Source organism: Saccharothrix sp. NRRL B-16348 (assembly GCF_001280085.1).
In the GTDB taxonomy this organism is placed as follows: Bacteria; Actinomycetota; Actinomycetes; order Mycobacteriales; family Pseudonocardiaceae; genus Actinosynnema.
This window is the reverse complement of sequence record NZ_LGED01000180.1, coordinates 50,998-75,357: the sequence shown is the minus strand read 5'-3', so window position 1 is coordinate 75,357 and position 24,360 is coordinate 50,998. Positions and strand designations below refer to the sequence as shown.

25 protein-coding genes, 3 tRNA genes and 1 other RNA gene are annotated in these 24,360 nt (G+C 69.4%); 19 read left to right on the top strand and 10 right to left on the bottom strand.

From position 1 onward, the window contains the following. Positions 1–76 precede the first annotated feature (76 nt). A tRNA-Met gene (locus ADK67_RS16910) sits at positions 77–150 on the top strand. A gap of 303 nt (positions 151–453) precedes the next feature. Further along, positions 454–530, top strand: a tRNA-Met gene (locus ADK67_RS16905). A gap of 52 nt (positions 531–582) precedes the next feature. On the opposite strand, the gene ADK67_RS16900 is transcribed toward ADK67_RS16905, so the two are convergent. After that, positions 583–780, bottom strand: coding sequence for a hypothetical protein (locus ADK67_RS16900; protein ID WP_053717392.1), 198 nt, complete (start codon positions 778–780; stop codon positions 583–585). A gap of 379 nt (positions 781–1,159) precedes the next feature. Between ADK67_RS16900 and ADK67_RS16895 the strand changes: the two genes are divergently transcribed. The 6 genes from ADK67_RS16895 to ADK67_RS16870 all read left to right on the top strand — a co-directional run bounded on the left by ADK67_RS16895 (position 1,160) and on the right by ADK67_RS16870 (position 5,886). Further along, on the top strand, positions 1,160–1,660 hold the full coding sequence (locus tag ADK67_RS16895; protein ID WP_053717391.1) for a PadR family transcriptional regulator: 501 nt from the start codon (positions 1,160–1,162) through the stop codon (positions 1,658–1,660). A 51-nt stretch (positions 1,661–1,711) separates the two neighbouring features. Beyond that, positions 1,712–2,812, top strand: a complete 1,101-nt coding sequence (gene prfB, locus ADK67_RS16890) for a peptide chain release factor 2 (RefSeq protein WP_053717390.1) — start codon at positions 1,712–1,714, stop codon at positions 2,810–2,812. 67 nt (positions 2,813–2,879) lie between these two features. Beyond that, entirely contained in the window at positions 2,880–3,569 is a 690-nt protein-coding gene (ftsE, locus tag ADK67_RS16885; RefSeq protein WP_053717389.1) for a cell division ATP-binding protein FtsE, read from the top strand. A 53-nt stretch (positions 3,570–3,622) separates the two neighbouring features. Further along, positions 3,623–4,525 (top strand): permease-like cell division protein FtsX, encoded by a 903-nt coding sequence (gene ftsX / locus ADK67_RS16880; protein ID WP_053717388.1) that lies wholly within the window; start codon positions 3,623–3,625, stop codon positions 4,523–4,525. 30 nt (positions 4,526–4,555) lie between these two features. Beyond that, complete coding sequence (gene smpB, locus ADK67_RS16875; protein WP_053717387.1) at positions 4,556–5,032, top strand: SsrA-binding protein SmpB; 477 nt, start codon at positions 4,556–4,558, stop codon at positions 5,030–5,032. Positions 5,033–5,040: 8 nt separating this feature from the next. Next, the gene (locus tag ADK67_RS16870) at positions 5,041–5,886 is read left to right on the top strand and encodes an amidohydrolase family protein (protein ID WP_269436003.1); all 846 of its coding nucleotides are present in this window, start codon (positions 5,041–5,043) and stop codon (positions 5,884–5,886) included. On the opposite strand, the gene ADK67_RS16865 is transcribed toward ADK67_RS16870, so the two are convergent. After that, entirely contained in the window at positions 5,873–6,517 is a 645-nt protein-coding gene (locus ADK67_RS16865) for a response regulator transcription factor (protein WP_053717386.1), read from the bottom strand. The genes ADK67_RS16870 and ADK67_RS16865 overlap by 14 nt on opposite strands. After that, a complete protein-coding gene (locus ADK67_RS16860; RefSeq protein WP_053717385.1) occupies positions 6,505–7,752 on the bottom strand; it encodes a sensor histidine kinase in 1,248 nt (415 codons plus the stop codon). The genes ADK67_RS16865 and ADK67_RS16860 overlap by 13 nt, the downstream gene beginning before the upstream one ends. A 166-nt stretch (positions 7,753–7,918) precedes the next feature. On the opposite strand from ADK67_RS16860, the gene ssrA reads away from it, so the two are divergent. Both ssrA and ADK67_RS16855 read left to right on the top strand, forming a co-directional pair. Then, positions 7,919–8,291, top strand: a transfer-messenger RNA (tmRNA) gene (ssrA, locus tag ADK67_RS48230). A 257-nt stretch (positions 8,292–8,548) separates the two neighbouring features. Then, on the top strand, positions 8,549–8,926 hold the full coding sequence (locus tag ADK67_RS16855; protein WP_231648219.1) for a RidA family protein: 378 nt from the start codon (positions 8,549–8,551) through the stop codon (positions 8,924–8,926). Here the strand turns inward: ADK67_RS16855 and ADK67_RS16850 are convergent. Genes ADK67_RS16850 through hrpB form a run of 3 tightly spaced genes read right to left on the bottom strand, consistent with a single transcriptional unit; the run spans position 8,923 to position 12,333 of the window. Then, a complete protein-coding gene (locus ADK67_RS16850; RefSeq protein ID WP_053717383.1) occupies positions 8,923–9,534 on the bottom strand; it encodes an alpha/beta fold hydrolase in 612 nt (203 codons plus the stop codon). The genes ADK67_RS16855 and ADK67_RS16850 overlap by 4 nt on opposite strands. Then, entirely contained in the window at positions 9,531–9,956 is a 426-nt protein-coding gene (locus ADK67_RS16845; RefSeq protein ID WP_231648218.1) for a hypothetical protein, read from the bottom strand. The genes ADK67_RS16850 and ADK67_RS16845 overlap by 4 nt, the downstream gene beginning before the upstream one ends. Positions 9,957–10,011: 55 nt before the next feature. Beyond that, entirely contained in the window at positions 10,012–12,333 is a 2,322-nt protein-coding gene (gene hrpB / locus ADK67_RS16840) for an ATP-dependent helicase HrpB (protein WP_053717382.1), read from the bottom strand. A 29-nt stretch (positions 12,334–12,362) separates the two neighbouring features. Between hrpB and ADK67_RS16835 the strand changes: the two genes are divergently transcribed. The 8 genes from ADK67_RS16835 (at position 12,363) to ADK67_RS50970 (ending at position 19,054) form a co-directional block, all read left to right on the top strand. Then, entirely contained in the window at positions 12,363–13,463 is a 1,101-nt protein-coding gene (locus tag ADK67_RS16835; RefSeq protein WP_082403533.1) for a glycosyltransferase, read from the top strand. A gap of 4 nt (positions 13,464–13,467) precedes the next feature. Continuing rightward, positions 13,468–14,280, top strand: a complete 813-nt coding sequence (locus ADK67_RS16830; RefSeq protein WP_053717380.1) for a GNAT family N-acetyltransferase — start codon at positions 13,468–13,470, stop codon at positions 14,278–14,280. A 61-nt stretch (positions 14,281–14,341) separates the two neighbouring features. After that, positions 14,342–15,658 (top strand): MFS transporter, encoded by a 1,317-nt coding sequence (locus ADK67_RS16825; protein ID WP_053717379.1) that lies wholly within the window; start codon positions 14,342–14,344, stop codon positions 15,656–15,658. A 67-nt stretch (positions 15,659–15,725) separates the two neighbouring features. Beyond that, on the top strand, positions 15,726–16,493 hold the full coding sequence (locus ADK67_RS16820; RefSeq protein ID WP_053717378.1) for a DsbA family protein: 768 nt from the start codon (positions 15,726–15,728) through the stop codon (positions 16,491–16,493). Positions 16,494–16,621: 128 nt separating this feature from the next. Beyond that, positions 16,622–16,694 (top strand) — tRNA-Ala (locus ADK67_RS16815). A 437-nt stretch (positions 16,695–17,131) separates the two neighbouring features. Then, a complete protein-coding gene (locus tag ADK67_RS16810; RefSeq protein ID WP_053717377.1) occupies positions 17,132–17,881 on the top strand; it encodes an AAA family ATPase in 750 nt (249 codons plus the stop codon). A 56-nt stretch (positions 17,882–17,937) separates the two neighbouring features. Next, the gene (locus tag ADK67_RS16805; protein WP_053717425.1) at positions 17,938–18,723 is read left to right on the top strand and encodes an aminoglycoside phosphotransferase; all 786 of its coding nucleotides are present in this window, start codon (positions 17,938–17,940) and stop codon (positions 18,721–18,723) included. Between the two features lie 70 nt (positions 18,724–18,793). Then, positions 18,794–19,054, top strand: coding sequence for a hypothetical protein (locus ADK67_RS50970; RefSeq protein ID WP_157620470.1), 261 nt, complete (start codon positions 18,794–18,796; stop codon positions 19,052–19,054). 183 nt (positions 19,055–19,237) lie between these two features. Here the strand turns inward: ADK67_RS50970 and ADK67_RS16800 are convergent, their stop codons facing one another. Both ADK67_RS16800 and ADK67_RS49050 read right to left on the bottom strand, forming a co-directional pair. Beyond that, positions 19,238–20,422, bottom strand: a complete 1,185-nt coding sequence (locus tag ADK67_RS16800; protein WP_053717376.1) for a tyrosine-type recombinase/integrase — start codon at positions 20,420–20,422, stop codon at positions 19,238–19,240. Positions 20,423–20,527: 105 nt separating this feature from the next. Next, on the bottom strand, positions 20,528–20,770 hold the full coding sequence (locus ADK67_RS49050; RefSeq protein ID WP_231648217.1) for a helix-turn-helix domain-containing protein: 243 nt from the start codon (positions 20,768–20,770) through the stop codon (positions 20,528–20,530). A 317-nt stretch (positions 20,771–21,087) separates the two neighbouring features. Here ADK67_RS49050 and ADK67_RS16795 point away from each other — a divergent pair, with 317 nt between their 5' ends. After that, positions 21,088–21,564 (top strand): NUDIX hydrolase, encoded by a 477-nt coding sequence (locus ADK67_RS16795; RefSeq protein ID WP_053717375.1) that lies wholly within the window; start codon positions 21,088–21,090, stop codon positions 21,562–21,564. Positions 21,565–21,802: 238 nt separating this feature from the next. Here the strand turns inward: ADK67_RS16795 and ADK67_RS16790 are convergent, their stop codons facing one another. Continuing rightward, on the bottom strand, positions 21,803–22,702 hold the full coding sequence (locus ADK67_RS16790; protein WP_053717374.1) for a phosphotransferase family protein: 900 nt from the start codon (positions 22,700–22,702) through the stop codon (positions 21,803–21,805). Then, the gene (locus ADK67_RS49045; RefSeq protein WP_082403532.1) at positions 22,699–24,099 is read right to left on the bottom strand and encodes a helix-turn-helix transcriptional regulator; all 1,401 of its coding nucleotides are present in this window, start codon (positions 24,097–24,099) and stop codon (positions 22,699–22,701) included. Before ADK67_RS49045 ends, ADK67_RS16790 begins: the two co-directional genes overlap by 4 nt. Positions 24,100–24,360: the final 261 nt, after the last annotated feature.

Genomic DNA, 24,360 nt, shown 5'->3' with positions numbered 1-24,360 from the left:
TCGGGTGGCCTGGGACACGTTCCGGGCCACCCGATTTGCATTCCGGTTAACCCCAGGCGTAGAGTTCTAAATGCAGCGCGGGGTGGAGCAGCTCGGTAGCTCGCTGGGCTCATAACCCAGAGGTCGCAGGTTCAAATCCTGTCCCCGCTACAAAGTGGGATAGCCGTGTTCATGGAAATCATGAACACGGCTTTTTCGCATTTCACCGGGGGCCCGGCCCCCGGACCCCGGGCAGGAGGGCTTCGCCCCCTGCACCCCTGACCGGGGGCGAAGCCCCTGGACCCCCGCCCGGTGCCGGTTGAGTGCGGCAGGTGCGGGTGGATAGGTAGGTAGGCGGGGTGGTTAGGGTGTGGGTGAGGGTCTCGCTGGTTGTTGGGCGGGTGAGCTGGGGATATGCGGTTAGGGGACCCCGGTGAAAAGGGGTTCTGGGGGCGTGTATAGTTGTCCTTACAGCGCGGGGTGGAGCAGCTCGGTAGCTCGCTGGGCTCATAACCCAGAGGTCGCAGGTTCAAATCCTGTCCCCGCTACCACGTGAAAGGCCCCCGGAGTTCCGACTCCGGGGGCCTTTCGCTTTGTCTGTGCTCAGGTCATGTTCTCGGCCCAGTACTGGGCGCACGTGAGGGAGCACACCCGGCCTTCGCCGCTGACCGTGCGATGCCGGCGGATCTGCTTGCCGCACACCATGCACTCGTCCTTGCCCGCCTGCTCCGGGATCGTGCCGGACGCCCAGGCGCGGGCGTTGCGGACTACCTTCGTTCCCGTCGTCCATTTGATGCCCACAGCTGACCTCCCAGTCGTACGAACACCCGCCGTAATGGTCCCACCACCCGACGTGTTTGCCACGTCGAGAGCCCGACATCACCGGGTTGTGCTATCGCCCGATGGGGCCGGCGGGGCGCGCCGGACGCGCCGCGTGACACCGCGCTGCCGTTCGAGTGAACGCAAAAGTGCGGTTTCCCTTGCGGCTCAATGGATTTCCACTTCGCGTGGACAGCCCGGGTCAAGAGGCCGAACGCGTGGCGTTGATCAGCGAGTGGTTACGCAGCGATGCTTTGCGTTGCTCCGCTTGGCCCAGCTCCACTAGCCCGTGATCAGCCACAGTGGACAGAACGGCTGACCATTGTGGACAGCGACCGGTGAGCGTGGCACCGTTGGTGGTGTGTCGGACCTGAATGCGACGGCGGCTGCCCTGCTCGGGCTGCTGCACGACGGACCCAAGACCGGTGGCCAGCTCGTGGCTGAGGCCGGAGAGCGCTTCGGCGCGTTCTTCAGCGTCACCCGCAGCCAGGTCTACCGCGAGCTGCCCGCGTTGGCGGACGCAGGCCTGCTGCGCCTCGGCAAGCAGGGCCCGCGATCCAGCCAGCAGTACGTGCTGACCGCGGCGGGCAAGAAGGCGTTCAAGAACTGGCTGCTCTCCGAGCCGGGACCGGACCACCTGCGCAGCCCGCTGATCCTGCGGTTGGTGCACGCGGGCTCCTTGACCGCAAAACAGCGGCAAGGGCTCGTGGACTCCGCCCGCGCGAGCTACGGCGCCGAGCAGGAGGCCGCCAGGACGGCGGTCAAGACCGCGGAGGACGCCTACGCCAAGGCGGTCGCCGAATTCGGCCTGGCGCACGCCAAGGCCGTGCTCAAGCTGCTCGACGCCATCCCGACGGCCTGAATCGCGCCCACCGGTCGCACTCCGCGACCGGTGCCGGCGTAATCTTGGGACGTGAATCCCGACGTCGAAGCAGACATCAAGGACCTCTCCGCCACGCTCACGAGCATCGAGGCGGTGATGGACCTCGATGCGCTGCGCGCCCAGGTCGCGGAGCTGGAGCAGGCGGCGGCCCGGCCGGACCTCTGGGACGACCAGGAGCAGGCGCAGAAGGTCACCAGCAAGCTCTCGCACAAGCAGGGTGAGCTGCGTCGCATCACGAACCTCCGGGACCGGCTCGACGACCTGTCGATCATGTACGAGCTGGCCGAGGACGAGGGTGACGCGGGCAGCCTCGCCGAGGCCGACACCGAGCGCGCGAAGCTCCGCGACGAGATCTCCTCGCTCGAGGTCCGCACGCTGCTGTCCGGCGAGTACGACGAGCGCAACGCCCTGGTCACGATCCGTGCCGAGGCGGGTGGCATCGACGCGGCCGACTTCGCCGAGATGCTGCTGCGGATGTACTCCCGGTGGGCCGAGCGGCACGGCTACGGCGTCGACGTGTTCGACACGTCCTACGCCGAGGAGGCGGGCATCAAGTCCGCCACGTTCCGCGTCACGGCCCCGTACGCCTACGGCACGCTCAGCGTCGAGCAGGGCACGCACCGCCTCGTGCGCATCTCGCCGTTCGACAACCAGGGCCGCCGGCAGACGTCGTTCGCGGGCGTCGAGGTGGTGCCCGTGGTCGAGACGACCGACCACGTCGACATCGACGAGAAGGAACTGCGGGTCGACGTCTACCGCTCGTCCGGCCCCGGCGGCCAGGGCGTCAACACGACCGACTCGGCGGTGCGCCTGACGCACATCCCGACCGGCATCGTGGTCTCCTGCCAGAACGAGCGCTCCCAGCTGCAGAACAAGGCCACCGCGATGGCCGTGCTCCAGGCCAAGCTGCTGGAGCGCCAGCGGCAGGAGGAGCAGGCGAAGATGGACGCCCTCAAGGACACCGGGTCGAGCTGGGGCAACCAGATGCGCTCCTACGTGCTGCACCCCTACCAGATGGTCAAGGACCTGCGCACCGAGCACGAGGTCGGCAACCCGTCCGCGGTGCTCGACGGCGAGATCGACGACTTCCTGGAAGCGGGCATCCGCTGGCGCAAGCAGCACCAGTCCTGATCGGTCAAGCCGCCAACCGGCGGGCGAGACGAGGGCTTTACCCGGCCCGCGAGTACACTCGCGCCTCGTGATTCGCCTCGAACACGTGTCCAAGGTCTACAAGAGCTCCGCGCGTCCCGCGCTCGACAACGTCTCGGTCGAGATGGACAAGGGTGAGTTCGTGTTCCTCATCGGGCCTTCCGGTTCCGGGAAGTCCACGTTCCTGCGGCTTCTGCTGCGGGAGGAAGTGCCCAGCAAGGGCCGCGTGTACGTGTCGAACTTCGACGTGGCCAAGATGTCCCGGCGCAGGGTCCCCCGCCTGCGCCAGTCCATCGGCTGCGTGTTCCAGGACTTCCGGCTGCTGAGCAACAAGACCGTGGCGGAGAACGTCGCGTTCGCGTTGGAGGTGATCGGCAAGCCGCGCAACACCATCGTCAAGGTGGTGCCCGAGGTGCTGCAGCTGGTCGGCCTCGACGGCAAGGCGGACCGGATGCCGCACGAGCTGTCGGGCGGTGAGCAGCAGCGGGTGGCGATCGCCCGCGCGTTCGTCAACCGGCCGCTGGTGCTGCTGGCCGACGAGCCGACCGGGAACCTGGACCCCGACACCAGCCAGGACATCATGTTGCTGCTGGAGCGGATCAACCGCACCGGCACGACGGTGGTGATGGCCACCCACGACCACGGCATCGTCGACTCCATGCGCCGTCGCGTGGTCGAGCTGGACCACGGCCGGATCATCCGCGACGACGCGCGGGGTGTTTACGGCGTGGGCCGCTGAGCCCGAGGCCGCCGGACCCCCTCATCCCCCGACACTGAGGAACGTTCCCCCCGATGCGTACCAGCTTCGTGTTCAGCGAGGTCGTCACCGGCCTGCGCCGGAACGTCACGATGACCATCGCGATGATCCTCACGACCGCGATCTCGCTCTTCCTGCTCGGTGTCGGCCTGCTGGTCGTCAACATGGTGGGCAAGATGCAGGACGACTACCTCGGCCAGCTCGAGGTGGCGGTCATGCTCACCAACGACATCAGCGTGAACGACAAGGACTGCACGCAGCAGCCCTGTGCGAGCCTGCGCAGCCAGCTGGAGACCACGTCCGGGGTCGAGACGGTCGTCTACGAGAACCGCGACAAGGGCTTCGAGCGGTTCAAGAAGGTCTTCGAGTCGCAGCCGGAGCTGGCGAAGCTGGCCCGTCCGGAGGCGATCCCGGCGATGTTCCGGGTCAAGCTGGAGGACGCGCAGCGGTCCGACGTGATCGTGCAGGCGTTCACCGGCAAGGCGGGCGTCAAGAAGGTCGACGACCAGCGCGAGGACCTGGACCGGCTGTTCGGCTTCCTGAACGGCGTGCGTGACGCCGCGCTGGCGCTGGCGCTGCTCCAGGCGTTCGCCGCGCTGATGTTGATCTCCAACACGATCCAGGTGTCGGCGTTCACCCGGCGCACGGAGGTCGGCATCATGCGGCTGGTCGGCGCCACCCGCTGGTACACGCAGCTGCCGTTCCTCATCGAGGCGGTGGTCGCCGGCGTCATCGGTGCCGTCGCCTCGATCGGGTTGCTCGTGGTGACGAAGCTCTTCCTGCTCAACCGGGTGCTCGGCGAGCTGTTCTCGGCCAACATCATCCCGGAAGTGAGCATGGTGGAGATCCTGTTCCTCTCACCGATCCTGGTCGGTGTGGCGATCGCGATCTCGGCGCTGACCGGCTACGTCACGCTGCGTCTCTACGTGCGCCTATAACCGCTGGCGTGCTCACGTAAGGTTTCCGTCATGGTCAAGGAACGCGGTCAGAAGGTGATCGCGTCGAACCGCAAGGCTCGGCACGACTACACCATCCTCGACACCTTCGAAGCGGGTGTCGTGCTCGTCGGCACCGAGGTGAAGAGCCTGCGCATGGGCCGGGCGTCCCTGGTGGACGCCTTCGCCCAGGTGGACGACGGCGAGATCTGGCTGCACGCGCTGCACATCCCGGAGTACGTGGCGGGCACGTGGACGAACCACGAGGTGCGCCGCAAGCGCAAGCTCCTGCTGCACAAGGGCGAGATCGAGCGGCTGATCGGCAAGACCAAGGAGAGCGGTCTGTCGCTCATCCCGCTGTCGATGTACTTCAAGGACGGGTACGTCAAGGTCGAGCTGGCGCTGGCGCGCGGCAAGAAGTCGTACGACAAGCGCCAGGACCTGGCCAAGCGGGACGCGGAGCGGGAGATCCAGAAGGCGCACGGCCGCGCGTTGAAGGGCCGCTACTGAACGCCGCCGTGCCCGGTCTGGTCGACGTGCACGTGCACTTCATGCCGCAGCGCGTGCTGGACAAGGTGTGGGCGTTCTTCGACGAGGCGTCGCGGCACTACGGCGTCGACTGGTCGATCCGGTACCGGCTGCCCGAGGCGGAGCGGCTGGCCGCGCTGCGCTCGTTCGGGGTGGTCGGTTTCGCGCCCCTGGTGTACCCGCACAAGCCGGGCATGGGCGAGTGGCTGACGGACTGGGCGCTGGACTTCGGCTCGCGCGTGGACGGCGCCGTGCCGACCGCGACGCTGTACCCGGAGCCGGGCGTCGAGGCGTACGTGGCGCGGGCACTGTCGGCCGGTGCGCGGTGCTTCAAGGCGCACGTGCAGGTCGGCGGCTACGACCCGCGTTCGCTCGATGGCGCGTGGGGCCTGCTGGCCGACGCACGGGTGCCCGTGGTGGTGCACTGCGGGCACGGGCCGGTGCCGGGCGCGCACACCGGGCTGGACGTGTTCGAGGACGTGCTGCGCAGGCACCCGTCGCTGGTGGCGGTCGTGGCGCACGCGGGGATGCCCGACTACCTGGGCGCGCTGGACCTCGTCGCCCGGTACGACGGGGTGCACCTGGACACCACGATGGTGGGCGTGCCGTTCACCGAGGCGCGGGCGGCGCTGCCGGGTGACTGGGCGGCACGGCTGGTCGACGTGGCCGACCGGGTGGTGCTCGGCTCGGACTTCCCGAACATCCCGTACGACTACTCGGCGCAGCTGAACGCGATCGAGGGCTGGGCCGCCGCCGACGACCGGCTCGGCGAGCCGTTCCTGCGGGCCGTGCTGCACGACAACGGCGCCCGGCTGCTCGGCCTCAGCCCAGGTTGAGGTAGGCCAGCACGGCGCGCACCCGGCGGTGCTCGCTCGTGCTCGGCTCCAAGCCGAGCTTGGCGAAGATGTTGCCCACGTGCTTCTCCACCGCGCCGTCGGACACGACCAGCGAGGCCGCGATGGCGGCGTTCGACAGGCCCTCCGCCATCAGCCCGAGCACCTCGCGCTCACGCTGGGTGAGCGAATCGACCGGGTTGCGCTTGGACCGGACCATCAGCTGGGTGATGACCTCGTGGTCGATGCTCGTGCCGCCGTCGGCGACCCGGCGGACCGCGGCCACGAACTCCGACACGTCCGCCACGCGTTCCTTGAGCAGGTAGCCGACGCCGTTCGCGCCGCCGGCCAGCAGCTCCACCGCGTACCGCTCCTCCACGTACTGCGAGAGGACCAGCACGGGCAGGTTCGGGATGCGCTTGCGCGCCTCGATCGCCGCCCGCAGCCCCTCGTCGGTGAACGTCGGCGGCATCCGCACGTCCACCAGGGCCAGGTCGGGGCGGTGTTCCTCGATCGCGGCGAGCAGCGCTTCGCCGTCGTCCACCGCCGCGACCGTCTCGATCCCCTCGTCGGCCAGCAGGCGTTGCACACCCATCCGCAGGAGGACCGAGTCCTCCGCGATCACCACGCGCACGGCAGCTCCGTCCGGATCACGGTCGGCCCGCCGATCGGGCTCACCACGACGACCACGCCGTCAATCGTCGCAGCACGGTCCGCGAGCCCCGCGAGGCCACCACCCGGACGCACCTCCGCCCCGCCGCGGCCGTTGTCGGTGACCTCCACCACCACGGAGTTCTCCGTGCGGGTGACCTTCACGTGCGCCTGGGTCGCGCCGGAGTGCTTGGCGGCGTTGGTCAGCGTCTCGGCGACGGTGAAGTACGCGGTGCTCTCCACGGCTGTCGGCGGGCGCGGCTCGACGTCCACCTCCACCTCGACCGGGATCGGGGACCGCGCGGCCAGCGAGGACAGCGCCGCGTCCAGCCCGCGGTCGCCCAGCACCGACGGGTAGATGCCGCGGGCCAGGTCGCGCAGTTCGGAGATGGCGAGCTTGGCGTCGGCGTGCGCCTCGGCGATGAGCTCACGCGCGCCGTCCGGGTCGGTTTCCATCTTGCTGCGCGCCCGGCCGAGACCCATGGCCACGGCGACCAGGCGTTGCTGCGCGCCGTCGTGCAGGTCGCGTTCGATGCGCCGGCGTTCCGCCTCGGCGGCCTCCACGCCCCGTGCCCGGCTGGCGGACAGGTGCTCCGCCTTCGCCGACAGCACGCCGTAGCGGGAGGGGCCGAGCAGGGACTGGGCGAGCAGCGCGTGACCCCGGCCGAGGGCCTTGAGCAGCCGGTACGCGAGGACGCCGAGCAGCAGGCCCAGGACGCTCACCGGGATCGCCTTCGCGAACGAGTCGATCAGCCACACGTTGCCCTCGCTGAACGTGACCTCCCACGTCATCGGGAGCCAGTGCAGGTAGAACGGCAGGAACACGGTGCCCGCGACGGCGGCCCACAGCGCCACCGTGAGCGAGAACTCGAGCGCGCCCAGCGGCAGCATGAGCAGCCAGTAGGCCATGTCGCGCCACGTCGCCGGGTCCTTCACGATCGTCTTCGCGCGGGCGGTGGCGCCGTCGGGCAGCTCCCGGTACGGCCGGGGGATGTCCACGCCGAGTGCCGCCCGCAGCCAGGCCCGCTCGGCCGTCGCCGCGCCGCGCGCCAGGACCAGCGTGAACACGCCGAGCGGCACGCCGACCCAGATCACGGCGGTGCCGATGCTCACCGCGCCCAGCGTCACCAGCAGGACGAACCAGAAGAGCCCTGTGACCAGGTTCAGCAGGAAGTACCCGCTGATCCGGCCGATGTTCGGGTTGACCCGCGTCGTCATGTTCCCCACCTTCACGCCCGATGTTGCCCGACCAGCATCGCTCGAACGGGTGGCGGGAACCATCAGGTCCGCCGGTCAGCGAGGGGTGGGGACAGCCCTACCAAGGTAATGGGAATGAACCGGGGTCGGCGGGGCGTTATGCTGTGCGGAGCAAGACCCACGACACGGGGGTGAACGGTTTCGACTTTGTGCGTTGATTCAAGGGAAGCGTGCCGGTGCAGGCGAGAGACCACCGTAAGCGTCATCGCAAACCAATAAGCGCCGAGTCTAACGACCAGCGCGCGTTCGCCCTCGCCGCCTGAGGCTAGGAGCGACGCTGTCGGCCCGGAGGCGCCTCCGCTCCGGTCGCCGGCATCAGCTAGGAGGCTCACCGCCGTCCCCGGCCACGGGGGACGGTCGGGACACCCACAGTGGCTGGGCTCATCACGGTGACTTGTCCGCGTGATCACCGGGGCCGAGTAGAGATGTAGCGGACTGCGCACGGAGAAGCCTTGATGATGCGGCAGAGGACCCGGGTTCGATTCCCGGCACCTCCACTCGGGCGAGGTGTGTCCGCGGAACGCGCGGACCACCTCGCTCCGGATTTTCTCCGGGGGTGCGACCCCCGGACCCCGCCCGGCGGGCTTCGCCCCCGGACCCCCATCCGTAGGTGGCCGAGGGTGTCGGGTACCTCGCTTTGGCCCCCATCCGTAGGTGGTCGAGGGTGTCGGGCACCTCGTTGGGTCGGTGGCTGGGTCAGGTGGGCCATGGGCGGAAATGTGGTTGCGGGCTGTGGTTGTGTCGCGGGGTGGAGACTGTGACGCACACGGCGGTTGACGGGGCATACGCGCCCACGGCGGACTACGCGCACGCGATCGAGGTGAGTGGGGCCCAGCGGTTGCTGTTCGTGTCCGGGACGATGGGGCTCGACCCGGCAGGCGTGGCCGGCGCCACTTTGGACGAGCAGCTGACGCTGTTGTGGGACAACCTGCGGGCCATCCTGGCGGCGGCGGACATGACCGTGGACAACGTCGTGCGGTTGACCAGCTACCTGCGGGACGTCGACTACGCCCAGGCGAACGCCGCGGCGCGCACCCGGGCGTTGGGCGGGCGGGTGATCCCCACGACGGCGATCGTGGTGCAGACCCTGTCGCCGGAGTGGTTGGTCGAACTGGAGATCGTGGCCGCCGGCTAGCGGCCGTCCAGGTAGTCCTTGATCAGGGCGGCGACCATGAGCGGGTCGTCGGAGGCCATGGCGTGGGTCGCGTCGACGCGTGTCACCTCGATGTTCGGTGGCAGCGTCGGCACGTCCCGGGCCAGGCCTTCCTGGTACTGCTCGAACAAGGGGTGGCCCGGCATCGGCTTGGTGGCCAGGGCCAGCAGCATGGGGCAGCGCAGGTCGCGGAACACCTCGAAGCAGTCCAGGTCTTCCAGTGCCTGTTGGAGTTCGGGTTGGCCGTAGCCCCGGAACGCCTCGCGCAGCGCTTCGATCTCCGGTGCGACGGCGGCCGGGTCGAGGTAGCGCTGCGGCTGGGTCGGCACGCCGTGGCCGTCGATGCTGATCACCGCCGGGCACTCCGGGTGCCGTCGACCCCACAGCGCGGCGACCATGCCGCCCATGGACATGCCCAGCACGGCCGGGTTGTCGGTGGCGTGCGGCTCGATCCGGTCCAGGACCGACTCCCAGTCCCACGGGCCGGTCAACGACAGCGGGACGACGTCGTGGCTGCCGTCCAGGGCCGTGACGACCGGATCCCAGTCGGCCGGTGAACCGCCCGCGCCGTGCAGCGCGAGTACCTTCATGCGCCCAACCTCGCTCTCACCGAGGCGACGGTCACGCCGCCGCCGTCCGAGTCCCGCTCCAACTTCCCGCGTCGCACGAGGTCGTGGACGCCCTGCTTGGTGACGCCGAGCATCGCGCCGGCCACCGAGTACGACACCGCTCGTGCGGCCGGGTGGCCCATCCGACGGGCGACGACCTGACCGAGCGGCGTGCGCCACCAGTCGGCGGGCGGGTCGAACGGCGCGTCACCGGGGTACAGCGCGCCGATGAGCCGTGCGATGGCGTGAACGGCCGCCGCGTCGTCGTCGCCTTGGATGGTCGCGGCCATCCGCCGCGCCACCTCGTCGGCACGGGCCGGCAGGTCGCCGACGTCGTCGAAGAGGATCTCCAACGGGTCGAGCAACCGGGTGCGGATGATCGTGGCGATCTGTTCGCTGAGCACTCGCGTCACCTCCTTGACGGCTATCGTCAAGTACTTGACGCGTTCCGTCAAGTAGCTAGCGGCGGGCGGGGCGGGCGGTCAGCGGGTCCTCCGGCCAGCGGTGCTTGGGGTAGCGGCCGCGGAGTTCGGAGCGGACTCGGGGGTAGCCCGTGCGCCAGAACGACGCGAGGTCGCCGGTGACGGCGGTCGGGCGGCCGGCGGGGGAGAGCAGGTGCAGGACGACCGGCACGCGGCCGTCGGCCAGGCGGGGCGTGTCGATCCAGCCGAAGACCTCCTGGACCTTCACCGGCAGGACCGGTTCGGGTCCCGAGTAGTCCACCCGGATGCGGGAACCCGAAGGCACCTCCAAGCGGTCCGGCGCGAGCTCGTCGAACCGCGCGGCGGCGGGCCAGGGCAGGAGTCGGCGCGCGACCTGCTCGCCGCTGATCCGGGCCAGGTCCGCCTTGCGCCGCGCGTCGCCCACGTCGACCACGGCGAGCAGCGCCTCGTCGTCCACCGACGGCCACGGGTCGCCGAGCACGCGGTGCAGGAACGCCATCCGCTCACGCGTGCGCAAACCGTCCGCGTCCCAGCGCAGGAGACCGGCGCCCTCCGCGCGCAGGCCTGCCAGGAGCGCGCGCCGGATCGCCTCGCGGTCGTGCAACGGCTTGCTGGACAACGTGATCGCGCCCAGCTTGCGCAGCCGGTTCGCCACCACGTCGCCGTCCCACCGCACGTCGTCCTCGAACGACAGCAGGGACGCCGCGGCGGTCACGGCGAGTTCCTCGTCCGCCCGCGCGGCCAACCGGATGCGGCCGTGCGCACGTCCCGCCTCGCGGTCGGCGATGGCCACGGCGAGCCACTCGGCGTCGTCCAGCCGGCTGCCCGGCGGCAGTTCCACCGCCGTGCCGCCGGCCATCAGGTACACCGGTGAACCGGGGGAACGCCTGCGCGCCAACCGTTCCGGGTAGGCGAGGGCGACCACCAGCGCCGGGTCGCCGCGGCCCGTGCCCTCGACCATCGCGGCCAGGCGGCGGACCTCGCGCGGGTCGGCGTCCCGGGTCGACAGCTCGACCCCGGAGCTCGCCCGGTCGTCGTCCAGCAGTGCCACCACCTCGGCGGCCTGGCGCGCGCCCACGGCCGCGGCGCCGTCCAACAACGCCCGCGCCAGCCTGGGGTGCAGGCCGAGGTCGGCCATCCGGCGGCCGCGGTCCGTGGCGCCGTTCGAGTCCAACGCGCCCAGCGCGCGCAGCACCGAGCGGCCCGCGTCCAGCGCGCCCTGCGGCGGCGCGTCCCACCAGCCGAGCCCTTCGCCGTCCGGCACGCCCCAGCAGGCCAGTTCCAGGGCCAGCCGGGTCAGGTCGGCGGTGCGGATCTCCGGCTCCGGGTAGCGCGGCAACGTGCTGTGCTCGTGCGCGGGCCAGCACCGGTAGACCCGGCCCGGCGCCTCGCGTCCCGCCCGGCCCGCGCGTTGGTCGGCCACCGCCGCGCTGACCCGGACCGTCGCCAGGCCCGACAACCCGCGCCGGTGGTCGACCCGCGGCACTCTGGACAGCCCCGAGTCCACGACGGCACGCACACCCGGCACGGTCAGGCTCGACTCGGCGATCGCGGTCGCCAGCACGACGCGGCGCCTGGCGCCCGGCCGCAACGCGTCGTCCTGCGCGGTGGTGGCGAGGCGACCGTGCAGCGGCAGCACGTCCACGTCGTCGCCGAGCAGCGCCGCGCACCGCCGGATCTCCGCCACGCCCGGCAGGAACGCCAGCACGTCACCGTCCACCTCGGACAACGCCTGGCGGATCGCCCGCGCGACGGTGGCCTCGACCCGTTCCTTGCGCGCCGGCGGGGTGTGGGCGATGTCCACCGGGAAGGTCCGCGCCTCGACCCGGATCACCGGCGCGTCGCCGAGCAGCTGGGCCAGCCGGTCGGCCGCCACGGTCGCGGACGTGGCCAGCAGCTTCAGGTCCGGCCGCAGCCCGGCGCGGGCGTCGAGCAGCAACGCCAGCAGCAGGTCCGCGTCCAGGTGCCGTTCGTGGCACTCGTCCAGCAGCACCGTGCCGACGCCCGCCAGTTCGGGGTCGTGCTGCAGCCGCCGCACCAGCAAGCCGGAGGTGACCACCTCGATGCGGGTGTTCCTCGACGTCTTCCGGTCGCCGCGCACCGAGTAGCCGACCGTCTGCCCGACCGGTTCGCCGAGCAGGCTCGCCATCCGCGCGGCGGCGGCACGGGCGGCGAGCCGACGTGGTTCGGCCACGACCACGCGACCCTCCAGCGCCAACGGCACCAACGTCGTCTTGCCCGTTCCCGGTGGCGCGACCAGCACCGCCGAGCCGTGCGCGGTCAGCGTGGCCGCGATGTCGCCGAGCAGCGGTCGGATCGGCAGGTTCGGCAGCTCCACGGCGTCCAGTCTTGTGCCACTGTGGACTCATGGGGAAATGGGGTGTCCTCGGCGCGACGGTGGCCCTGGCCCGCGCGGCCGTGACGATCAAGGTGTGGCAAGAGGTCGAGCGGCTGCCCGCGGCGCAGGTCGACGCCGGTCCCGTCACCGTCGTCGTGCCCGCGCGCGACGAGGAGCGTGCGATCGACCGGTGCCTCAACGGCCTGCGGAAACAGGACTACGCGGACCTGCGGATCGTGGTCGTGGACGACGCGTCGACCGACCGCACCGCCGACATCGTGCGGCGGCACGCCGCGGAGGACCCGCGCGTGCGGCTGGTCAGCAGCTCCGGGCCGCCGTCCGGCTGGGCGGGCAAGGTGCACGCGCTGCACGTCGGCACCGCCGACGTCGACACCGACTGGCTGCTGTTCATGGACGCCGACACCGAGGCCGCCCCCGACCTGGTCGGCAGGCTGCTCGCGGGCGCCCGGCGCGACGACCTCGACCTGGTGTCCACGTCCGGGCGGGCCGCGAGGCCGAACGCAGGCTGGTGGCTCCTGCTGCCACCGGTGAACCAGCTGCTGTTCGAGACGACGACCGTGGACGGGCGGCGCGGCATGGCGCTGGCCGTCGGGCACTGCATCCTGGTCCGCCGCACGGCGTACGAACGGGCGGGCGGCTGGGCCGCGATCGCCGGGTCGCGCGCGGACGACGTCGGCTTCGCCACGCTCGTCCGCGACACCGGCGGCCGGACGCGGTACGTGGACGGCGCGGACTCGCTGACCACGACGGGCCTGGACACGTTCGGCGCCACCTGGGCGTCGATGCGCAAGAGCATGGTCGCGGGCACGTCGCTGTACGCGAAAGGGCCGGCCAGCGCGTTCCTGTCACTCGGGTCGACCGGTCTCGCGCACATCGCGTACGGGGTCGTGCCGGTGGTGACGGCGTTGCGCGGGTCGAAGCTCGGGCTGCTGGCGTGGGTCGGGCAGTCGCTCGCCGAGTGGATCTTCCTGCGGCGGTCGCGGCAGCGGCAGTCGGCGGCCGTGCTCGCGCCGCTGGCCTACGTCACGTTCGGCGCGATGTCGCTGGAGGCGGCGTGGCAGGCGTTGCGCGGCACAACCCGGTGGAAGGGCCGGGACGTGCGAGGCTGACGTCGTGGTTGACCCGCTGCGCGATCCCGACGACCCCGAGCTGCTCGACCCGTACCGGGCCCGTGACCTGGCCGGACTGGTGGAAACCGCCCGGCTGGCCGCCGGCGCCGTCCGGTACGGCAAGGTCGGCCGCGTCGGCGTGGCCCAGGTCGTGGTGAACCGCGACAACCCGCTGCCCGGCGGCAACCACGCGTGCGGCGTGTACGGGTCGTCGGCCGAGGTCGCGGGCACGTTGATGCGGCTGGAGCAGACGTTCGCCGACGTGGGCCGAGCCGAGGCCGTGCTGTACGCGTCGCCGACCACGGTGGCCGAGATCGAGGGCATCGCCGACGACACCGGGTGGCACGCGGTGGAGGAGTCGCTGGCCGTCGTGCACCGGGGCTCGGCGCCGCGGTCACCGCTCGTGCGGCCGGCGTCGGACACGGACCTGCCCGGCATCGCCGAACTGCTGGCCGACGACCTGGGCGTGGACGGGCCGCGGCTGCTGCGGCACCTCGGGCAGCGGCTGGACGACCCGCGGTGCGTGTTCGTCGTGGTGGACGACGGCGACCGGATCGGCGGGTTCGCGTCCGGGTTCGGCGAGCGCCGGGTCGGGTTGGTCGAGCACGCGGTCGTGCGGCCGGCCCGTCGTCGTCGCGGCCTGGGCAAGGCGTTGGTCGACGGCGTGGTGGCGGAGTTGCGGGAGGCAGGCGCGTTGCTGGTGGCCTCGCACGTGGCCGAGGGCGGTGCGGGGGAGCGGTTCGTGGAGGCGTGCGGCTTCGACGTTTGTTATCCCGTAACGGCCTATGCACGCAGAGTTGACGAACTGCTCGATTGAGTAATTACTTGCCGTACCGCATATCCTTAGCACAGCTAACGGAGATCGGAAGGGGCGCACAGTGCTGGGGACCGGGTCCGACGTGAAGGTCAAACCCCGGCTACCCGGCGAGGTGTGGGTGCTCGTCGTGGCGAGCTTCATCATCGCCCTCGGGTTCGGCATCGTGGCGCCCGTCCTGCCCGCGTACGCCAAGAGCTTCGACGTCGGCACGTTCGCCGTGTCCGCCGTGGTCAGCTCGTTCGCCCTGGTCAGGCTCCTGTTCGCGCCGATGAGCGGCCGACTGGTCAACCGGTTCGGCGAGACGTGGGTCTACATCGTCGGCATCCTCATCGTCGCCCTCGGCACCGGCGCGTGCGGCTTCGCCACCGCGTACTGGCAGCTCATCGTGTTCCGGTCGTTCGCGGGCGTCGGGTCGACCATGTTCACCGTGGCCGCCGTCGGGCTGCTGATCCGGATCACACCCGCGCCGATGCGCGGCCGGGCGTCCGGGCTGTGGGCGACCGGGTTCCTGCTCGGCAACATCGGCGGCCCGATCGTCGGCGCGGCGCTCGTGGAGATCTCCATCCAGGTGCCGTTCGTCACCTACGCGGTGGCGCTCGTCGTGGCCGCGGTCTTCGTGTGGTGGTTCCTGCGCCGGTCCACGCTCGCCGCGACGTTGGACAAGTCGGTCGAGCAGGAGTCGATGCCGGTGCGCGCGGCCGTGCGGCTGTCGGCGTACCGGGCGGCGCTGGCCTCCGGGTTCGCCAACGGCTGGGCCGTGTTCGGCGTGCGGATCTCGTTGGTGCCGCTGTTCGTGGTGGAGGCCCTGCACAGCACGCCTGCCATCGCCGGCATCTCGTTGTCGGTGTTCGCGGCCGGCAACGCCGCCGTGCTGATGATCTCCGGGAAGCTGTCCGACACGATCGGCCGCAAACCGGTCGCCATCGCCGGGCTCGCCGTGTCCGCGGTGGGCACGGTGTGGCTCGGGTTCAGCGTCGGCGTGCCCATGTTCATGGTGGCCTCGCTGGTGGCGGGCATCGGCGCCGGTCTGCTCAACCCGCCGCAGAACGCCGTCGTGGCCGACGTGATCGGGACGAAGGCCAAGGGCGGGCCGGTGCTGGCGGCGTTCCAGATGGTCGCCGACTGCGGTGCCATCGTCGGGCCGCTGCTCGCCGGCGTGCTGGTCGACCAGTTCTCGTACCAGGCGGCGTTCACCCTGACGGGTGCGATGGCGGCGGTGGCGCTGGTGTTCTGGCTGTTCTCGCCCGAGACCCTGCCCCGGGAGGACGAGACGCACGTCGCGGCGGAGGTGGCCGGGGAGTCCGGGTGCCTCGACGAGGGCCCTGAGGTGCCCGTCGGCGAGCGCGTGTCGGGTCGTCCGCGTCAACCGGACGCGTGAGCGCTCAGGTTCTGCTCAGCATCTCTCGATAGCCTGCGGGCCGGGTTTTGACCGGGAGGGCAGTGCTGTGGGTGGCGCGGAGCGCAACGCTCGGAAGAAGAAGCAGCAGCAGCGGGCGACCAAGGCGGTGGCCTCGGCGCGTGGTGCGTCGGGAGACCGGACCAAGGTCATCATCGGGGTCGTGGTCGTCGTGGTGCTCGCCGTGGCCGTGATCGGCGGTGTCATCTGGTCGTCCTCCGACTCGGGTTCGGGTTCGGACGACTCACTGGCCAACCCGCCCGCGGTCACCGGCGTGTCGGCGCCGATCGTCCGCGAGGGTGGCGCGGTCGTCGTCGGCAAGGACGACGCGAAGGTCACCATCGACCTGTACGAGGACTTCCTCTGCCCCGCGTGCGGCAGCTTCAAGAAGGCGTACGGCGAGCAGATCAAGCAGGAGATCGAGGCGGGCAGGCTCAAGGTCCGCTACCACGCCCTGCCTTACCTGAACCGGCTCTCCGACCCCGAGGGCTACTCGCGTGATTCGTCGAACGCGGCGTTGTGCGCGGCCGACGAGGAGAAGTTCTGGGAGTACCACGAGACGTTGTTCCTCCGGCAGCCCGAGGAAGGCGGACCGGGGCACACCAAGGAGGAGCTGGTGAAGCTCGGCACGGACCTCGGCATCACCGGTGACGCGTTCAAGCAGTGCGTCGAGAGCGGCACCCACGAGCAGGCGGCGCAGGGCGAGCTGGACGCCGTGCGCGCGACCGGCAAGTTCGAAGGCACCCCCACCGTCATGAGGGATGGCCAGATCGTCCAGTGGGACGACCGCGACTGGCTGACCAACCTCCTCAAGTAGCCCTCCACACCCCCGCTCAGCAGCCCGGATGCCGTAGGGTGCCCCCCGATTTCGTCCCAGCGGGTGCCGTGTTGTACGGTATTGCCACACGAGAACGGCGGCCCAACCGCCGGGAAACGTGCAGGCACGGGGCTGTGGCGCAGCTGGTAGCGCATCACACTGGCAGTGTGAGGGTCAGGGGTTCGAGTCCCCTCAGCTCCACAATCGAATAAAGCACATGAATCGCCCGCTGACCTGCGGTAATGCAGGTGGCGGGCGATCTTGCTTTCTCGTCCACTGTGGACTGCGGTGGTCGGTCTGGAGCAAATCTGGAGCAGGCGGTCGTTCCGCACGAAATGTTGTCAGCGCTGTGCTCCAGGTCTCGGTGACCCGGCCGGGTGATTCTGCCGGTGACTTTTCGACGGCCGTAGCGGCTGCCGATGCCCGGCTCCGGTGTACCGACCCCGCAATGGTCCCGAACGGCCGTCAACGGGCGCGGCGTTGGCCGAGCAGTTCGCGCAACGACCGGTGTCGCCGTGTGTGCCGAACATGTGCGACCCGCAGTGTGGGCCGAGTTGTGGCCCGGCGTGCAACCCTGCGGGGCAACTGCACGCCCAAGGGGAAATGCGTCCCGACCGAGTACTGATCAAGGACAGCCCATGCTTGCCCGCCGCGCGTACATCCCCGACGACCTGCTGCCCTCCGGTCTTCCGGGTTCACGTCCGTGGCCGCTCACCGTGCCGTGCGTGGCGCAGATGGCCGAGGAAGGCATGGTCTTCGAGCGGTCGGTCACCTTCCTGGTGGGGGAGAACGGGTCGGGGAAGTCGACCCTGGTCGAGGCGTTCGCCGAGGCGTGGGGACTGGACGCGCGCGGCGGGCGAGCGGGTCGCAAGTACGTCAACGACCGGCCGAAAACGGTGCTGGGTGACCTGCTCCGCTGGGAGACCACGGCCGCGGGTGCCCGGCAGAAGAGCGGGCCGCGGACCAAGCGCCGGGGGTACTTCCTGCGGGCCGAGACGGCGTTCGGGTTCATGGAAGCGGTCAGCGGGATGCGCGGCTACTGGGAAGAGGACACCAGCGAGATGAGCCACGGCGAGGGTTTCCTCACCGTGCTGGCGACCATGTTCCGTGAACCCGGCTTCTACCTCATGGACGAGCCCGAGGCGGCGCTGTCGTTCACGTCCTGCCTGCGGCTGGTCAACCTCCTGCACGACCTCGGTGAATCGGGAGCGCAGGTGATCTGCGCGACGCACTCGCCGGTCCTGGCCGCCACGCCGGGCGCCGACATCGTCGAAGTGGGCGACCACGGGTTCGGTCGGACGAAGTGGGAAGACCTCGCACTGGTCGACCATTGGCGCCGGTACATGAACAATCCGGCCGCCTACCTGCGGTACGTCACCGAACAGTGAATGGGGGCGAGGTGCCGGTCGACACCAGTGAAGCCGACGCGCGGTTCAGGCAGTGGATGCGCGACAACCTCGACCGCGCTGCCGAACACTTCGGCGTGGTCGTAACCGGGGACCCGCTGCTCGGCTGGCACGACCGGTCGATCAACACCCCCGTCCGCAAGGGCGACGCCGAGTACTGGCTGCGCGTCGTGTCCGAGGACAAGCAGTGGATCTCCGGCGACTTCTGGACCGGCAACCTCGACGCGAACGTCCTCGCCGACCTCGCCAAACCGCGCGTCCTGGACGTGGTCGAGTGGGAGGAATGGCGACAGCAACGCGCCGAACTCATGACCCGCATGCCTGGCCAACCTTGCTCACCCACCGACGCACTGCGCACCGCGGTCGAACTGCCCGACGAGTGGTGGGCCGAGCTGCGCCGCACCACCAACACTGTCGCGGCGACACCGACCGCACGCGTCAACAGCAGCCAGGACAAGATCACCGACCGGATCGTGCAACGCTTCGGCGACGCCGTCGACCCCACCGTGCCCGAATGGGAGACCGTCCACGGCGATGTCCACTGGGCGAACCTGCTGCGTCCACGGTTCGGCCTGCTCGACTGGGAATGGTGGGGACGCGGACCCGCGGGCACCGACGCGGCGACCCTGCTGTGCTACAGCCTCCTGACGCCCACGATCGCGCAGCGAGTACACGACGTTTACGCCGACATCCTCGATACGGACGCGGGTCGGTTCGCGCAGCTCTACACCATCGCCCGGCTGTCGCGTCGAATCGGCGGCGGAGAGTTCCCCGACCTCGCCGAACCGCTCGAAAGACACGCACGAACGTTGCTCGGTCACTGAGGACTCCCTTTCGCGCTGGTGGTCTTCTCGCGAAGGCGTTCGGCGGAGAGGGCTTCCCGTCGAGGAGCACGTGGCCCAGTCCCTTGTCCTCGGCGCGTCGAAGGGCGTCGTGCGGGTCCAGGGCCTGGTCGGCGAGCACGGTGACGGCCTCGTCGTGGTAGCGGTGTGCGCGGTGGCCCTGCTGATGCTGAATCCGGCGCTTGCCGTAGTAAGGAGGCGAGTGCGTCCACTGCCGCTTGGCCGAGGGCGTCGGCGTGATGCGGCCGGTGGCGATCATGTCGGAGTGTTCGTCCGTCGCGCATGTCGCTTCCGCCTGCGCGATGTGAATTGAAGGGCGGGCAGCCCAGCCGGGCCGACCGTTGGTGGGTCTGGGCGTACAACATGGTCGGGTGCGGCTGCGGGTGGCCAGAATGTCGATCAGGACGTCGTCGAGGGTGGCCTCGGAGTGCATGACGACCGGCTCGTCGGCGTGGTTGTCGCCGTAGAAGTGATAGATGAGAAGACCACGCATCGGCTACGCCATCCTGCGCCAGGAGCTGTCACCGACTTCGACGACGGCTTTGTCCCAGCGGTCCTGCAGGCACTGGAGTAGGCGGGTGGTGACTTCGGGGGCGACGTGGGAGTAGGTGCGTTGGACCGGGTCTTTGAGGATGTGGCCGAGTCGGAGTGATTGGGCGATCTCGGGGATGGTGTCGGCGATCATCCAGGTCTTGTGGCTGTGGCGCAGTCCGTGGAAGGTCAGGCCGGGCTTGATCGGTTGGAGGCGGAGGACGGCGCGGGGCTGGTTGAGGTTGCCGTCGGCGGCGAGGCGCAGGGCGCGTTTGCTGAAGTTGCTGCGGCGCTGGAGCGCGCCTTCCGGGGTGGTGAAGACGTGCGGGTGGACGTGGTTGTCCAGGTGCGCCCGCAGGAGTCGGACGAGTGACGGGTTGAGGCTGATGGTGCGGGCGGAGGCGTCGGTCTTGGGCTGGCCGAGCCAGAGCTTGCCGCCGGCGGATTCGTGCAGGGCGCCGTTCTGGGGGTCGATGACGAGGAAGCCGGTGTCGTCGTCGAAGAGGTGGAGGTTATGGCGTTGCAAGCCGGTCAGCTCGCCCCAGCGTGCGCCGGTCCAGCCTGCGGTGACGACGAGCACTGCTCCGATGGGTCCGTAGAAGGCGGCGACCTGGTCGGCGATGCGCAGCACCTCGGTGGGCTCGGCCCAGACTTTCTCGGGGATGCGGGCGGCGTGGTTGCGGCGTCCGCGTCGTCGCGGCCGGATGGGGTTGGCGACGATGAGCTTGTCCTCGGCGGCGTCGGTGAGGATCTGGGAGAGCAGCTTGACGAACCCGGTGACGGTCACCGGTGACAGGTGTCCGGCGCGCAGCTGCTTGGCCCAAGCTTGGACTTTGAGGTTGGTGATGTCGGCCAGGGCGGTGTCGCCCCAATGGGGCGTGATGTGGTTTCGCACGATGCTGCGGTAGTTGTCCTCGGTGCGGGTGTCGACGTCGAGGGCGTCCCACCAGTCGGTGAGCCACTCCTCCAGGGTGGTGCGTCCGCCGGTGGGGTCGAGCCAGGTGCCGCGGCGTTGGTCGGATTCGAGGTCGTTGGCGTGGTCCTGGGCGGCTTTCTCGCTTCTGAAGCCGGGGATGGATCCGATGGTGGCGTCGTCGCGGCGGAACCGGACGCGCCAGTGGTTGTTTCCCGACTGCTCCACCCAGGCCATGTGTGCTGCTCCTTCGTTCGGTGGTGGTGTGGTGGTCACGGTGTGACAGGTGGATGAACGCTCCTGCGGTCGAGTAATGCAAGCGTTGCGGCACAAGAACTTTCGTTAGTTCCGAAAGGACTTGGTGTGCCTGGCGGGTGGTCGTGTGGAGCGTGCGGGTCGGGCGCCTGTCTGGGCGATCGAGGTGAGGTCGTCGCTGGAGAAGCGCAGGTGCTTGCCGAGGAAGGTGCACGGGATCTCCCGGCGTCCTGCCTTGCGTCGAAGCCACGACTCGCGGAGGGCCAGCAGGGCCGCCGCTTCAGCGGGGGTGTACAGGAGGCGGTGGGTGTCGGCGTCGTGTCGAGGCACGGGGCCCTCCGGAGGTGGTCGAGGGTGCGATGACACCCTTTAACTCCGGAATAAGGACCGTTGGGGGACACGCGCCGACAAGATCTTTTCGCCGACTTCCGCCCAAACGGTCGTGTGGACCGGCCCGTAAGGCGGGTACCAACCGCTTACCGAACTGGTACCGCGCTTGGTAACCGCTGCTCAGCGCCTTCTGTTCGTGTCTGGATCAGCGACATGACCGACACGGATCGCACGGTCGGCGACCGGGCGCATCCGAATAGTTACATACCTCGTAAGCTGCGCCGGGTTCCAGACCGCGTGAGAACCGACGAGGATCCATGGCTGACCGACACCTGATCGACGTGCACGTCCTCCTCGTCCGCGACGACGACATTCTGCTTACCCGCCGCCGCGACACCAACCCGCTCTTCGACGGCCTGCGGCACCTGCCCTCAGGCAAGCTCGACGCGGGAGAGTCCGTTCTCGATGCTGCTGTCCGCGAGGCGAAGGAGGAAGTCGGCGTCCACGTCGACCCCGCGGACCTGCGCCTGGTGCACACCTTGCACGTCAACGGCTCCGGTCCCGAACCCCGCCTCGGCCTCTTCTTCGAAACCCGCCACTGGACCGGGACGCCGACCAACCGAGAACCCGACAAGTGCTCCGCGGTCCGCTGGTTCTCCCTGGACGCCTTGCCCGACCGGCTCATCGACTACCCGGCTGCCGGCATCCACGCCTACCGCACCGCTACGGCCTTCAGTGCTCGAGGCTGGGCCCGGCAATCAGTAAGCTCTGAGGCAGATCCGCCAAGTCAATGATCCGCTCTTCCCTCCGACGGGTAAATCCTGCTGCAGTAAGTCTCACGTCTGCTCAATGGAGACTTGCCGCATTTCGCTTGTGTCGAAGATCCGGTATGGGGCGAGTGAAGTTATTTGAATCGGTCGCCATGTATTTCATAGTGCTTGCCGGTTGGGGGTGCTGGGCGACTAATTTCGGTCTTCGGGGTGACGAAGAATGACTCGGGTACAGCATTGTCTCAGCGGTGGCAGGTGAGTGTCATGGCACCGCATGCCAGCCGTTCCACGGCCGCGAGCCGTGTTGACCGCGTAGGCAGGCGAGTCGGTGTGCGGCCTGGTCGGCATAGCGTGTCGGGTTGGTGCTTGCTACTTGGATGGCCATGGTGGTCATGCGCAGTTCGCGGATGTCACGCAGGATGTCAAATCCGGCCCAAGTGGTGACGTCGAAGCCGTAGGCCCTGCTGTAGGCGGCCCATTCGGCGGTGTTCATCCAGTCGGTGGTGACGTGCGAGACGGCGGTGGAGACCAGGTCCCACTCCGGTGGGCCGAGCGCGCAGCGCTCGAAGTCCAGCAGCACCACGTCGCCATCACGAGTACGGACCACGTTGCCTTCCCAGGCGTCGCCGTGGACCACCGCGCGTGGTAGGCCGGGTGGCAGGGCGTCGTAGGCGTTCTGGAGTTCGACCAGCCGCCTCAATATCCATGCCCGGTCGTCGTCGCTCAGCACGGACGCGGCCTGGATGCGTTCGGCGAGCCGCACGAATGGGTCCAGTTCGGGCAGTTCGAAGTCCTCCGGCAGAGCAAGGGCGTGAAAGCGGTGCAGGACGGCAGCCACGTCGTCACTGGAGCCGGGCTCGTGCGGGGGCAGTTCGTGCCAAAACGTCACGGCTCTGCCCTCGACCACGACCGGTTGTTCCACCTCCCGCAGCACGCGTACGGCCGGCACGCCGCCGTCCTCAAGCCACCGGGCTACCTGTACCTCTTTGGCCGCCGCGACGTCTTGCCCGACGCGCGCGACCCTGGCCACCAGGGATCCGGGCAGCCGGTAGAGGTCGTTCTCCCCGAGCCGGATCACCGCGGCGCCTGCCGTGTCCAAGCCCGCCTTCGCGGCGGCGCTATCGAGGGCCGCACGGCTGGTTTCCTGTTGGGCGTCGGTCATCCGACCACCGCTGTGCCGATGCGGTGCCGCAACTCGGCCACCTCCGTGACGTTGTCATGCACAAGCGCGAAGCGGTGAAGATCGCGCAGGTCATCCGCAGCGCGTCGTGACTTCACGGTGCCCGCCCAGTCCAGCGCCAGGCTACCGAGCACGGCGGCTTCCGCCGGATCTCCGACGGCCATGACCAGGGAGGCGAGCTTGGTCTGGCTGATCGCACGGGCACGGGCGAACTCGTCACCGTGTCCAGTCACCGCCGAGGCGAGCCTGTCCCGGGCTTCTGCGTAGAAGTGTCCTCGGACGGCGGTGTCCCACAAGGCGTGCCCGGTATCCCCGGCATGTTGCGCGGTGTCGTAGTACCGCATCCACGGCGGATCGTCGTCCGGGCGGCTGTGGCCGAACTCCTCGTCGGCGGCACCGACCGCGCTCGCCGTCTCCTGCATCTTGGCGAGCTTGGCCAGCGCGCGGGCACGACCGGTGTGCAGCATGGCCCGCTCGGTGGCGGTCAACCGATCGGCACGCACCAGTGCCAACTCGGTGAACGTCAGCCCACTGTCGGGATCGCCGCACCAGATCGCCTGGCGTGCCATCGAGGAGAGCACCTTGGCGCGCAGGTGCCAGTCCCCTGCCTCCTCGGCGCACGCCAGGGCGAAGCGGAACATGCGACGCGCGTCGTCGTGGGCGTAGGCATCGAAAGCCATGAACCCGGTGACGTGACCGAGGTACCCCACGGCCGAGAACAGGGCTGGGCGGACCTTGTCCGAGCACCGTGCGCCCAGCAGGTCCGCGCAATACCGCAGTTGCGCGGTGACGGCCGTGCGGACCAGCCCTCCACCGTAGAGAGCGTCCCAGTCCTCGAAAGACCGTGCAGCGGCCCGCACCTCCTCGACTTCCGTCAAGCCGACCACCGAAGGAAGAGGCTCAGGCTGGACTGGAACGATGAGCTTGGCCAATCCGGACCAATCAGTTGTCGTCCTCACGCAGGAGAGCGTCACATCGCCCGTCGGCACTGGCGCGGAGGTGTCATCTGAGTGAAAGTCAAGTCGTGCGCGGCTGTCTGCATAGCGAACGTCGGAAAGGTCTTCTAGTAGGATTTTCTGCTGTTCGTTGACTGCTCGACTAGATTGTCGGCGAAGTCGCTTTTGTTCATTCCTTCCTTCTTCTCGCAGTGCGATCAGTGCACCTTCGGTTCCCAAGGCTTGATCGAGAGCTCTGACTATCTCGGCTGAAGGGAGGTTGTGGTTGGGGCGTTCGGCCAGCGATACGTACTGCCTGGTGTAGCCGATCATTCGAGCCAGTTGTGGCTGGCTGAGTCGGGCCTCGGTGCGGCGTCGGCGGATCTCGTGGGCAAGTCGGACACCAGCCGGTTCGGTCATGTTCGAGTGCTCATCGTTGCTCATGTCGCCTCCGCCTGCGCTAGGGGGCAAATAAGGGGCAAATCCGCGTGTCGGCTGTTTGCGTTGTTCCCTGATCGTACCGGTCCTGGTTGAAATGCGTATCTACCGATTTCGGCGGGTCGAAAGGGAAGGCGATGGATGCTGGTCTCGTCAGGACGCGCGACTGGGCGGGTGTCCGGATGCTCGATGGCGCGGAGACGGCCAGATTCCGACCGGAGTTGCTGTCCACCGGCGATCACGACCGAGTCCTCGAAGTTGCCTTCG